At 52.7% G+C, this 12,846-nt stretch carries 9 protein-coding genes; 6 read left to right on the forward strand and 3 right to left on the reverse strand.

Annotated features, from left to right (window positions below):
* Nucleotides 1-66 precede the first annotated feature (66 nt).
* Genes WQ57_RS05670 through WQ57_RS05680 form a run of 3 tightly spaced genes read left to right on the forward strand, consistent with a single transcriptional unit; the run spans nucleotide 67 to nucleotide 3,937 of the window.
* Nucleotides 67-369, forward strand: a complete 303-nt coding sequence (locus WQ57_RS05670) for a DUF4212 domain-containing protein (RefSeq protein WP_046522776.1) — start codon at nucleotides 67-69, stop codon at nucleotides 367-369.
* Between the two features lie 57 nt (nucleotides 370-426).
* The gene (locus tag WQ57_RS05675) at nucleotides 427-2,097 is read left to right on the forward strand and encodes a sodium:solute symporter family protein (RefSeq protein WP_046522777.1); all 1,671 of its coding nucleotides are present in this window, start codon (nucleotides 427-429) and stop codon (nucleotides 2,095-2,097) included.
* A complete protein-coding gene (locus WQ57_RS05680; RefSeq protein WP_046522778.1) occupies nucleotides 2,078-3,937 on the forward strand; it encodes a DUF294 nucleotidyltransferase-like domain-containing protein in 1,860 nt (619 codons plus the stop codon). The genes WQ57_RS05675 and WQ57_RS05680 overlap by 20 nt, the downstream gene beginning before the upstream one ends.
* A 66-nt stretch (nucleotides 3,938-4,003) precedes the next feature.
* Here the strand turns inward: WQ57_RS05680 and WQ57_RS05685 are convergent, their stop codons facing one another.
* The 3 genes from WQ57_RS05685 to WQ57_RS05695 all read right to left on the reverse strand — a co-directional run bounded on the left by WQ57_RS05685 (nucleotide 4,004) and on the right by WQ57_RS05695 (nucleotide 6,097).
* Nucleotides 4,004-4,201: a twin-arginine translocase TatA/TatE family subunit gene (locus WQ57_RS05685; RefSeq protein ID WP_046522779.1), complete on the reverse strand. Its 198-nt coding sequence runs from the start codon at nucleotides 4,199-4,201 to the stop codon at nucleotides 4,004-4,006.
* Between the two features lie 14 nt (nucleotides 4,202-4,215).
* A complete protein-coding gene (locus WQ57_RS05690; RefSeq protein WP_046522780.1) occupies nucleotides 4,216-4,401 on the reverse strand; it encodes a hypothetical protein in 186 nt (61 codons plus the stop codon).
* A 79-nt stretch (nucleotides 4,402-4,480) separates the two neighbouring features.
* Nucleotides 4,481-6,097, reverse strand: coding sequence for a PhoX family protein (locus WQ57_RS05695; RefSeq protein WP_046522781.1), 1,617 nt, complete (start codon nucleotides 6,095-6,097; stop codon nucleotides 4,481-4,483).
* A 156-nt stretch (nucleotides 6,098-6,253) separates the two neighbouring features.
* Between WQ57_RS05695 and WQ57_RS05700 the strand changes: the two genes are divergently transcribed.
* From WQ57_RS05700 to essC, 3 genes are all read left to right on the forward strand, one after another.
* Nucleotides 6,254-6,898, forward strand: coding sequence for a 3'-5' exonuclease (locus WQ57_RS05700; RefSeq protein WP_046522782.1), 645 nt, complete (start codon nucleotides 6,254-6,256; stop codon nucleotides 6,896-6,898).
* 391 nt (nucleotides 6,899-7,289) lie between these two features.
* Entirely contained in the window at nucleotides 7,290-7,562 is a 273-nt protein-coding gene (spoIIID, locus tag WQ57_RS05705; protein ID WP_046522783.1) for a sporulation transcriptional regulator SpoIIID, read from the forward strand.
* Between the two features lie 581 nt (nucleotides 7,563-8,143).
* Nucleotides 8,144-12,832, forward strand: a complete 4,689-nt coding sequence (gene essC, locus WQ57_RS05710) for a type VII secretion protein EssC (protein WP_046522951.1) — start codon at nucleotides 8,144-8,146, stop codon at nucleotides 12,830-12,832.
* The last annotated feature ends 14 nt before the right edge of the window (nucleotides 12,833-12,846 follow it).

Here is a 12,846-nt window from a genome sequence, read left to right on the forward strand (position 1 = left end):
TACAGAAAAGAAAAATCAGACCGCTAATGAAGCGGAAGGCAAGATTACCGACAAAGGGGTGGAAGTGTGAAAAAAATCGAAAAAGCTGTGGCTGACCAGTATTTTCGCGAGAAGAACCGCTATATGGTCCTTTATCTTATCATTTGGTTCTGTGTTTCATTTGGTGCTGTTTTGCTCGCCGAACCGCTGAGCCATATTTCCTTGGGAGGATTTCCGTTCCATTACTTCATGGGCGCTCAGGGCTCCGTCGTGACCTTTATCATCCTCTTGTTCATCAACGCCAAGGTCGGCGACATGATCGACAAAAAGTACGGCATTGACGAAGCAAGGAATGTAAAGCTCAGTGAAGGGAAAACAGTCGACCATTAAAAGGCGGCTGGACATTCCACAACAAAAAATAGAGTGTACCAGTAAGGGGGAGCGCGTTTGGATACACAGTTTATGGTCTCATTATCTATTATTCTAGCAACGTTTGCACTTTATATCGGGATAGCGGTCTACAACAAGGCGAGGGCGACATCCGACTTTTACGTGGCAGGCCGCGGGGTTCCGCCGGTGTTCAACGGAATGGCGATCGGCGCCGACTGGATGAGCGCCGCCTCGTTTATTGGGATGGCCGGAACCATCATGCTTCTCGGCTATGACGGCCTGGCCTATATCATGGGCTGGACGGGCGGCTATTTGCTGCTGACGTTCCTGCTTGCCCCACAGCTCAGAAAATACGGGCGCTACACGGTGCCGGAGTTCATCGGTGACCGTTACGACAGCCATACAGCCCGCGTCATTGCGGCCGTTTGTACGATTATCATCTCGTTCACCTATTCCATCGGCCAGCTGTCAGGCTCTGGCGTGGTCATCGGCCGCCTCTTCGAAATCGACGCCAAGCTGGGCACGATGATCGGCGTCGTGCTGATCGCCTTTTACGCGGCGTTCGGCGGCATGAAGGGAATCACCTGGACCCAGGTTGCCCAGTATGTCGTCCTGATCATCGCCTATCTGATTCCCGTTATTTTCATGAGCCTGCAATTGACCAACAGCCCGCTGCCGTGGCTATCCTATGGGGAACTTGTCGGGAAGATGGGCGAGCTCGACCGTGAACTCGGGATTTCCGAATACTTTGCCCCATTTACAAACGGAACGAAGTGGCAGTTCCTTGCGCTGATGTTCACGCTCATGTGCGGAACAGCCGGTCTGCCTCACGTTATTGTACGTTTTTACACTGTATCAACGATGAAAGCGGCGCGCTGGTCGGGCGCATGGGCCTTGCTGTTCATCGGACTTCTGTATTTGTCGGCACCTGCCTATGCGGCATTCTCCCGCTTCATCCTGATGACGAAAATCGCCGGCAGCGAAATCACGAACCTTCCTGCCTGGACAAAATCATGGATTGACACCGGGAAGCTGCAGCTGGCCGACGGCAATGGCGACGGCGTCCTTCAGTGGAATGAACTGATCATCTCCAATGACATCGTCGTCATGGCGACACCGGAAATCGCCAACCTTGGCGTGTTCGTCATCGGCCTTGTGGCAGCCGGTGCGATGGCGGCGGCCCTGTCGACAGCGGGCGGCTTGATGATCGCCATTTCCTCATCGTTCGCACATGATATTTTTTACCGTGTGTGGAAGCCGGATGCAACGGAGAAAACACGTCTTTCGGTGGCGCGCTGGTCAATTGTCATCGCGACCTTGCTTGCCGGTTTGATCGCGCTCAATCCGCCGGGAGCGATTACGCAGATTGTTGCCTGGGCATTCGCGATTGCGACCGGAACCTTCTTCCCGGCGCTCGTGCTCGGGGTCTGGTGGAAGCGTTCCAATTCGCAAGGTGTCATCGCCGGCCTGCTCGTCGGTTTGGCGGTTACACTCGGCTATATTTTCGCCGCCAAGTACGGCGGATTCACGATTCTTGGCATCATTGATACAGGAGCCGGCGTATTTGGTGCGGCTGCGGCCTTCCTGACCAATATTGCCGTCTCGCTGGCAACGCCGGCTCCATCGCAGAAGCTTCAGGAAGAAGTGCTTGACCTGCGCTATCCTGAGCAGATGACCTATAAAAATGGCGACGTGTGGATGAACACCGATGAATCCGCCAAATTATAAAAGGCTGCTGGAGGCTGTGCAGTTCCATCCCCTTTTTCAGGGGCTGGAACAAAGCACGGCCCTTTCCCTTGTCTCGGAGTGCGAGCTGAAAACGTACGGCAGGAACGAAACGATGCTGGAAGCGGAAGCGCCGCGTCAGGGCCTGATGCTTCTTTTAAAAGGAGTAGCCGAGGTGACGGTCGAAGGCGGCGAAGTGCTCGAAGTGGTCCAGAAAGGCGAGATGATCGGATTTTCTTCGCTGGCAAGCTTCCTTGGCGCCGCCCCGCCCGATGAAAAGCCTTCCCATACCGTGCAAGTGCGGACAGTCGAGGAAGTGGAGGCCCTGCTGATTCCGTTTTCGGTTCTGGAAAAAAGATGGGAGGACCAGAATGTCCATGACTATCTGCTCGGGCAGGTTTCGGTCCGGCTCAAGGATGTCTACGGCTCCCTCGCTGAGCAGGTAAAGCTCGCGCGCGCGTTTAGCGAAAAAGATTCGCTTATTTTAAGGGTGCAGGATATCATGACCACCAGCCTGGCTAGGGTCGCTCCGGAGACGGCTGTCCAGGAAGCGGCAAGGCTGATGTCGGAGCAGCGCACCAGCTCGGTGCTGGTGATGGAGGGGGACGAGCTAAGAGGCATCATCACTGAGCGCGATATCGTCCAGCGGGTCGTCGCCAGGGGAGAGCACCTATCATCCCCGGCGAAAGCGGTCATGACGCCGGCGCCGGTCACGGTTTCCCGCTTCGCCTATTTTTATGAAGCGATTTCCGACATGCTGCTGAAAGGGATCAAGCATCTTCCGGTGGTGGATGGTTCCCGGACGATAGGGATTGTCACATTGTCCGATTTATTCCGTAAAAAAAATGCCGGTGTACTTAGTACGATTAAAAGAATCGAAGCCTGCGATGAAGCGACGCTCCAGGAAATCAAACCTGCGATCTATGAAATCACCGATACGCTCATCAAGGAGCAGGTGCCGGTTTTCACCCTGCTTGATGTGGTGACAAGTCTCTACGACCGTGTGGTGGCGCGGATTGTGGACCTTGCTGCTGAAAATCTGGGCAGAAGGGATGCCGGGTTCGCCTTTTTCCAGATGGGCTCTAGCGGGCGAGGCGAGCAGTTCATGCTCACCGACCAGGATCACTTCCTTGTCTATGGAGAGGGCGGTGATCCTGCCTATTTTAAAAAACTGGGAAGCGAGATTACGAGATTGTTTGAAAAGGCGGGCTATGCCCGCTGCGAGGGGAGGATGATGGCAAGCGAGGAAGAGTGGCGCGGGTCGATTGGGCAGTGGCAGGACCGGGTGCGGCAGTGGATGCTGCAGTCGACCAATGAAAACCTGCTGGCGGCACAGAACTTCTTCTCTTACCGCTTTGTCGCCGGGGACAAGGACGTTGCCCGGAAGCTGGAGGAAGGTGTCAGGGAGCTTTTGGGCCGCTCGAAAATCTTTTTGTTCCGCCTTGCCCAGGAGGAACGCACCCAGGTCATTCCCGAGCTGGACCAGCCAATCCGCTCATTGTTTAAAATCGGCCGGAAAAGCATCGACATGAAAAAAGAAGTGCTGTTTCCGTATCATCACAGCCTGCAGATTCTTGCGCTGCTGCATGGTGTGCTGGGCGGCACGCCGGTGGAGAAAACCGGGTTGCTTGTGAAAAAAGGGGTGCTGATCCCGGCGTTCGCTGCCGACCTGAAAGCCGCCTCAAGCCAGATTCTCTCCTTATATATACGCATGCGCTGGGAAGGAAAGGGAACGGTCCTCCAGTTTGCCGCCCTATCCACCAGGGAGAAAGATGAGCTGATTCTCAGCCTGAGGACCCTGGGCGAATTGCAGAGCATGGTGTTTGCGAGGTTTCCGCTATAAAAAAGATGCCGGGGAGGGGGTCCGGCATCTTTTATCAGGCAATGGCCTGTATCCAGCTTGATTGGTTTAGTGGGAAACCTCTTTCGATGAAGCCTTATCCTTGGCGGGCTCATCATCAGAAACCAGGTCCCTGGTCGATTTCTTGAATTCCTTGAGAGTGGAGCCGACCGCGCGGCCAAGCTCGGGCAGCTTCGATGGGCCGAAGATGATCAACGCAATCACAAGGATGAGAATCAATCCGGGTACGCCGATGTTTTGGAACAATGCTGTTGCCTCCTTTAAATCGCTTGTTTTGTCATGATTCGCTGCTGTGTGTAATTGAAAAGCTTATATTTCGCCTGATTGCAGCAAATCCGGCAGCTTTTTTCCTGGCCGGTAAATTCCTGTTCGCTGATGGATTGAACGTGCGGGAGGTCCATCATTTTCAGAGCCTCTTTTACATGCTTGGGGCAAACCAGGATCATGGGAAATCTCCTTCCATCATTAAAAAATCAGAGGTGCAGGCGAGAGGGGGGTGCCTGCACCTCTGGAGGGAACACTAGGTTACTTGAAGTGCCCGCCCTGAACGGCTACCAGGCAGGAACGCCCGAAAGACTGGCCAGGGTACGGATTCCAGGTAGAAGGATGCTGGACATCCAGGAACAATGTGGTTTCGTCAGGCGTAAGCCAAGGTCCGGTCACTTCGCAGCCTAGCGGGCCGGAAGCGAACTGGTGCGGCTCGCCGTAATTCTTTCCGTCTGTCGGAATCATGAAGACGCCGCAGTTTTTATAAGCTGCATAGACATTGTCTTCGGTTGCGCTGAAATCTTCAACGACCCAAAGATTGCCCTTGCTGTCGAAGTGAAGGTTGTCAGGGCAGGTAATGCCGCTCTGCTGACCGCCCGCGATAAACACTTCGAATGTAAAATTGTCACTTCCATGATCTTCATTTTCAGGAGCAAACCGGACAATCTGGCCATGGAAGTTCCCGTGTCCAGAGTTGTTGGTCAGGGCAAGGAATACGCTGTTGTCATGCGGATGGATTTCAACATCTTCCGGACGGTCCAGTTTCGTTCCGCCGACTGCTTTCGCTGCCAGGCGGGCATTGGCGAGAACATCCGCCTGATCGTCGAACTGGTTTTGCAGAACAGTATTTGTTGCATAGTCAAGAGCAATCCACTGCTGTTTGCCAAGGTTGGCGACATACAGGGTGCCTTCTTCGAGGATATCGAAGTTTGCTTCACGGTTGCCCGGGTTGAACTTCTTCTTGCTGATAAACTTATAGAAGCACTCATCGCCTTTGTCATCTCCCATGTATACGACGACGCGGCCATCCTTGGTCAGGCCCATCGCTGCATTTTCATGGGCAAAGCGGCCAAGAGCTGTATGTTTGCGGACTGGTCTGCTTGGGTCGAAAGGATCCACCTCGACTACCCAGCCATAATGGGAATTATCGAAGTTCGGCCATCCATAGGAGGAGCCGTACTCGGTGTTTTCCTCGCAGGAAAGCGCCGTATTCCACAGCGTACGCCCGCCGCTGCAGTTTCCGAGGGAGCCTTCCACAGAGGTTGCGCCGTTGACAGCCTTGCTGCCGCGCGCCGGTCCTGTCAGTTCAATTTTGGTTGTGCCGTCCACACGGCGGTTGTACTTATCATCCTGAATCAGTTTCCATTTGCCGTTTTCTTTTTTAACATGAATGACGGAACCGCCGACCGCTTCTTTTTCCAGCTTTAAAAGATCGGGATAGTTTGCGAGATTTTCTTTCTTGAAGTTTGCAGGATTGATTCCGAGCATTTGCATGTAGTTTTCCGGCTCAGGGAATTCATGGTTGACCCAAATCAGACCTTCCTCCGAATTCGTTCCGCCCTGCAGGCTGTCAATCGGAAAGTAGACTGTCAGGTCGGCTGCATCCCCGAATATTTCACCCTTGGAGTTAATTTTGTCTCCATAGGAGGCGACGATATTGTATGTATAGCCATTTGGAAGCACCAAGTCGTTTTCCCATGTACGGTTCAGCGGTTTGAATGGCGTCGTCAGGGGCTTTACCTTCCCTGAAGGCTTTCCATCCATTAAGTGGTTGGCTGTCATTGCGTGCCCGGTTAGCGCGCCAATTCCTGAAGAGGCAGCGACCAATGCAGCTGTACTGCTTCCCACATATGTTAAAAATAATCTGCGATCCAAAGTTCCCCAGCTCCTTACTGTGTGTTTGTATCTATCACAACTATCATTCTATTTATCCATGGTACTAATGTTAATAAAGCTGGTGTAAAGATTTGTAAAAGAAAAATGAAAATGTGAAATTAGTGTAAATTCATAGTTTTGGTCAAGGAGGCAGAAATGTTCTTTCAGCGTAAAACCATCCACTGTCCTGTGTCTTACGGGGGTCTTCCGTTGTCTACTTCGGTCGAGGAGCTGTCATTTGTGGTGTTTGATACAGAAGCGACCGGATTCCAGGTGGCTGGGGAGGACCGACTGATTGAAATCGGGGCGGTCCATGTACAAGGGATGGAGGTCATCGAAGAGGATGTATTCCAGACCTATGTGAACCCGAAACGACAAATTTCTCAGGAAATAACGCAGCTGACGTCGATTTCGATGGAAAAAGTCGAACAGGCGCCTGAGGCATCCGAGGCGATTCTTTCCTTCTTTGATTATGTGGAAACGCGGCAGGCCGCCTGCCTGGTCGGCCATTATGTCAGCTTCGACAGCCTCGTGCTGAAGCATGAATTGAAACGGGGAAACAAGAACCTGAAGGGGCTGCAAACCCTGGACACGCTCAACATGATCGGCTTTATTGCCCCCTCGTACGATATGCGCGACCTTGAACGATATGCCATGGCCTTTGGAACGAGGATCTACGACCGCCACAGCGCCCTCGGCGACGCCCTCACCACCGCCTACCTGTTCGTGGAACTCCTGCGCCACTTCAAAGACCGCGGCCACACCACCTGGGCCGACCTCCTCAAAGGGTGCACCCTATAAAGCATTAACCCACCGCGGGTCAGGCACCCTTTAGCACTGCACCGCACCCGGGGTCAGGCACTCTTTAGGGAGATGAAGTGATTGGTGTTCCTTCTAAAATGAGTAAATTTTCTGAATAAATTTGATGATTCGTTGTCCTTCTTGTGTTTTTTGTGCATATATCCTTATCCAAGCTAATAGAATGGTTACAAACCTGTCAAAGAGAGTGTTTGAGGTGAGGAGTCGTTTGCAGAGTATGTGAATTCAGCCGGAGACATGATTATTTGCAGTAGGTGAAGAAGGCCGGGCCTTCTGCCGCACCACAAGTTCCTTTGTGCGGAATCAGTAGTTTACGAGGGTAAGCGGGTCTCATTTCACACTTCTCACATCCAATTTAGGGAGGGCGAGTGGTGTGCACGATTACATCAAAGAGAGAACCATCAAGATTGGAAAGTATATCGTGGAGACGAAAAAAACGGTTCGCGTCATCGCGAAGGAGTTTGGCGTGTCCAAAAGTACAGTCCATAAAGACCTGACGGAAAGACTGCCTGAAATCAACCCGGAGCTTGCGAATGAAGTAAAGGAAATACTCGATTACCATAAATCGATCCGCCACCTTAGGGGGGGAGAAGCCACAAAGCTAAAGTACCGGAAAGAAGAAAGGGAAGGAGAGCCTGTGAAGTAGAAAAGGACAGGGAGCAGGCAAGCAAGTACCATTGGAAACAAATAAGAGCCAAGAACAAAGCGGGTAGTATCTGCCAGGTAAAAGCAGATGGTGCGCGCTTTGTTTATTTTGGGGAGATGGGAGTTCCGGGCCGGGTCTTGTTGGTGACCGTCAGCCCCGGTTTCCTGTTTGTGCGGTCACTAATCCTCTCTCCAGGTGACCGGCAGCACCGATTTTCACCTGGACCGGTCACTAACCTCTGAAAATAGTCCTATCAATATCGGGATAGAGCTACTATTATCCTGCAACTTTTCGACCATTTTCGTGCGGGGGTGTCGAAAAATACCTATAAAATATCAAGTTTATTCCATTTTAAAGCGGGTAATTTAGGACTATACACCTAACTTTATCCAACTTTCCCGGGTAGTGTTTGCCTCGACTGGTGGATATTGTAAGATATTTATATACTAAGAGCCAATTTTCACTGAATATTCATTTTTATCTATTGCATTTTACATAATACGCAGAATGAGCAAAAAGCCAGGCTTCGTGGGAAACTGGGCAGCAGCATGGATACATTGGCCAGCGGGGAGAGATTGATTGTGATACTGACATTGTTTGACCGGGACAAAGCGTTCAACCTGGTCCTGCCGGAGCGGGTAACCGGAAGGTATGTGCTCACCACCGAGGACGAGGATGGGAATCCAATGGAGCTGATGGCCGTCGAGGCAGAGGACGGGCAATGGCATCTTAAATCCAATAAACATGCCTGCCTGAAAAATGAGCAGCAGGAAATCCTCGGCAAAACAAGGCTTGAGCCTTTCAAAACCTATACCATTCACCGGGGACATCCCCAGTCATCTTCAGCCCTTCTGTATGTGGAGCCGCCAACACAGGGCCGCAACCAATATACAAAGCATACGGCGATTGCCAATGTCATCAAAATTGGCCGCTCAAAGGAAAATCATATCTGTTTTTCCAACAAGCTGGTGTCCGGTTCACACTGCATGATCCACTATACTCCGGATGGACAAGCGGTCATCAGGGACCTCGACTCTTCGAATGGAACGTATGTGAACGGCGAGGCCATCAAGGAAAAGCAGCTAAAGGTTGGCGATGTGATTTTGATCATGGGCCTGAAGATCATCTTCAACGGCCGATTGCTAAGCCTGAACAATCCGCACGGCGCGGTATTTCTTGATAGCCGCGCGCTTGAGCCATTCCTGCCCGAAAAGCCGGTCATCGAAGAAGAAACAGAGCTGGAGGAATTCGGGCCGCCTCCCGAAAAGGAAGGCCTGTTTTACCGCTCGCCCCGATTCAAGCGCGACATCTCAACGGCGCTGATAAAAATCGACCCGCCGCCGCAGCAGCCGAACCCGGATGAAACGCCGCTCGCGCTCCTGATTGGGCCGTCGGTCACGATGGGGATGGCGTCACTGTTCACCGCCCTGATCATGATTCAGAATGTGACGAGCAACAACGGCGATATGAGGATGGCGCTGCCGATGCTGGTGATGAGCATCTCGATGCTGATTGGGACCGTTCTCTGGCCGATTCTAACGAAGAAGTATGAAAAGAAGAAAAGGCTCAAACAGGAAAAGCATCGCCAGGAAAAGTATTCGGCCTACCTGGAAGAAATGAAACACGTGATCGAGAAGGAATGTACCTACCAAAGCGAGATTCTCCATGAGAACCATGTGACGCTCGATAATTGCATCGGCAGAATCAAAAACCGCGAGCGGAACTTGTGGGAGCGGGGCATCGGCCAGGACGACTTCCTGAAAATCCGCCTTGGGCTCGGGAATCTGCCGCTGAACGCCGACATCCGCTATCCGGAGAAAAAATTCCAGCTTGAAGACGACAATCTCCAGGACGAGTTGTACGAGCTGGCTTCGGCGCCGAAAGTGCTGAAAAACGTCCCGGTCACCCTGTCGCTCATCGAAGACCGGATCACTGGCATCATCGGCAGCAGACCGGAAGTCAAAGACTTCGTCAAAGGCCTGATTTTCCAGCTTGCCTCGCTGCACAGCTATGACGAATTGAAGCTGGTGTTTTTGTATGACGACAGCGAGCAGGAGGACTGGAAGTTTGTCAAATGGCTGCCGCATGTGTGGAATGACAGCCATAACGTCCGCTTCATCGCCACCGATCCAAGCGAGGCGAAGGAGCTCTCCGCTTATTTTGAAAAAGAGATCGCCGCTGAGGGAGAGCAGCCTCAGCATACCGTGGTGCTCTCGATGAGCAAAAGCCTCGCCTCCAAGGCGGAATTGGTCAACCTGCTGTTAAAAGATAAAAGCATTGAAGGCTACAGCCTGATTGCTCTGTACGACGAGCTGCAAAACCTGCCGAAGGAATGTTGCAATGTCATCGAAGTGAATGGCAGGGAGTCGAAAATTTACGACAAAGACGACATCTCGGGCAAATACATAGGATTTCACGCAGAAGGTTTGAAGGAAGACGCCGAGGAGTTGGCTGTCACGCTTGGAAACATCCAGCTTGCCGTTTCCCAGGAAGCGTATGTGTTGCCGGAAATGCTCACCTTCCTCGAAATGTTCGGTGTCGGGAAGATTGAGCACCTGAATGCCTTGACGCGCTGGAAGGAAAACAATCCGACCGTGAGCATCGAAACGCCGATCGGCGTCGACAACTCCGGGGAGCTGTTCAAGCTTGACCTTCATGAAAAATATCATGGCCCGCACGGCCTGATTGCCGGGATGACCGGCTCCGGGAAGAGTGAATTCATCATGACGTTCATTCTGTCGCTCGCGGTCAACTACCATCCGGACGAAGTCGCCTTCATCCTGATCGACTATAAAGGCGGAGGCATGGCGAATGCGTTCACCGACCTGCCGCATCTTGCCGGAACGATCACCAACCTCGACGGAGCCGCAGTCAACCGCTCGCTCATTTCGATCCAGAGCGAGCTGAAGCGGCGCCAGAATATTTTCAGCCAGACAGGCCGTGACCTGGACCAAAGCAATATCGATATCTACAAATATCAGAAACTATATCGGGAAGGACTTGTCACCGAGCCGCTGCAGCACTTGTTCATCATTTCCGACGAGTTTGCCGAACTCAAGTCGCAGCAGCCGGAATTCATGGAGCAGCTCGTTTCCGCGGCGCGGATCGGGCGAAGCCTTGGCGTCCACCTGATCCTTGCCACCCAGAAGCCTTCCGGTGTCGTCGATGACCAGATCTGGAGCAACAGCAAATTCCGGATTTCGCTTAAAGTCCAGGAAAAAGCGGATTCCATGGAAGTGATCAAGCGCCCGGACGCAGCCGAGCTGTCGACAACAGGCCGCTTTTACCTGCAGGTCGGGTTCAATGAATTGTTCGAGCTTGGCCAGTCAGCCTGGGCCGGGGCTCCGTATTATCCGTCCGACAAGGTCGAAAAGTCGAAGGATGACAGCATCGTCGTCATCGATGAACTGGGCCGCGTCGTCAAAAGCGCGCGCATCGACCGCCGTAAGAACATCGCCGAGAATCCGCCGAAGCAGATCGACGAAATCACCGATTATCTCGCCCATTTGGCACAACAGGAAAGCATCTCGGTTCGTCAGCTGTGGCTGGAGCCGATTCCGGCGCGGATTTATCTGGATGAATTAAAGACTAAATATGCTCCGCGCCTTGAGCAGCAGCAGGCGCTTTCCGAAGTGGCTGCCGCCTCGGAAACCGAAATGCAAACTGCGGTGGGTACCGGAATGCAATCACCGACTGCGAGGACGAAGAACTTCATCCTCAACCCGGTCATCGGCGAATACGACGACCCGGCGAACCAGCGCCAGATGGTGATGAAGATGCCGATCACAAGGGACGGCAATGGCATCATCTACGGAGTGGCCGGCGGCGGGAAGACGACGATGATCGCAACGATGATTTATTCGCTGATGGAAGAGCACACGCCGGAGGAAGTGAATTTTTACCTGCTCGACTTCTCTGCGGAGACACTGAGCTGGTTCCGCGAAGCGCCGCATGTTGGCGATGTGATTCTTTCGCATGAAAGCGAAAAAATCAGCAATCTGATGAAAATGCTCGCCGACGAAATCGACACCCGCAAAAAGCTTCTCGGGATGTATGGCGGCGACTTTATGACCTACAACAAGCTTTCGGAGGAAGGCCTTGCGTCCACTGTTGTCGTGATCCATAACTATTCGGCATTCGCGGAAATGTACGAAAGCCAGGAAGAGCAGATTTCCTTCCTGACGCGCGAAGGCGTAAAATACGGAATTTATTTTATCCTTACTGCAAGCAATACCGGCGCCGTCCGCTACCGCCTGCTGCAGAATTTCAAGCAGCTGTACGTGCTGCAGCTGAACGACATGTCCGAGTATTCAGGAATCCTCGGCAGCACCGACGGCGTCTATCCGTCCAAATTCAAGGGCCGCGGCGTGTTTAAAACAGATGCCGCCTATGAATTCCAGACTTCCCTGATCACCAGGGAGACCAGCAATATGTACCAGTTCATCACCGACTATTGCCGCGAACTGGCAGCTTCGTGGAATGGCCCCGTAGCAAAGAGGGTGCCGATCCTTCCGGAAAAAGTGGACGCTCAGTACCTGCAGGGCGATTTGCTTGACCGCAGGGGCCGCCTCGCGGTTGGAATTGAAAAGAATTCGCTCGCTGTCAGCCGGTTTGATGTGAAAAATGAATACATTTCCGTCGCCGCTGCCACAAGCAGCGACCTGACAGCGCCGTTCATGCAAGGCGCGGCCGAAGCACTCTCGACGCTGCAGGACGGAAAGGTCATCGTCCTTGATGGCAGCCAGCAGTTTGTTTCCGACGAAAACCGGATATACGAGTATGCCGCGCAGCCAGCTCAGGTTGAGAGCCAGGTGGTGCAGCTGTTCCATGAGCTTGTGTACCGCAACAATACGAACAAGGACCGGATGGCGGAAGGACTTGAGCCGCTACTGTTTGATAAAATCACCATTCTGATCCACGCGTACAGCGAGCTTCTGCTCTCCCTGTCGCCTGATGCCCAGGATAAGCTCAAGGTCTTCCTTGAAAAAGGCAGCGGACTCAATGTCCATGTGCTCCTGTCTGACAGCAGCGACAGAATCAGCGGCTACTCGTTCGAAAGCTGGTTCAAGCAGCATGTATCGCTCAGCGATTTTATCTGGATCGGCAGCGGCATCGCCGACCAGTTCATCCTCAAGGCGAAAATCTCCACCGATATGTACGGCGAAGTTCCCGAAGGCTTTGGCTATGTAGTCGTAAAAGGCAAGCCGGTGCTTGTCAAAATGCTCGCGACATCGCTGGAGGTGGATGAGGAGGCTGTCTTTCACGGGTGAAATGAGGAGGTTCA

The sequence above is a fragment of the Mesobacillus campisalis genome, from assembly GCF_000986785.1.
Lineage (GTDB): Bacteria > Bacillota > Bacilli > Bacillales > Cytobacillaceae > Mesobacillus_B > Mesobacillus_B campisalis.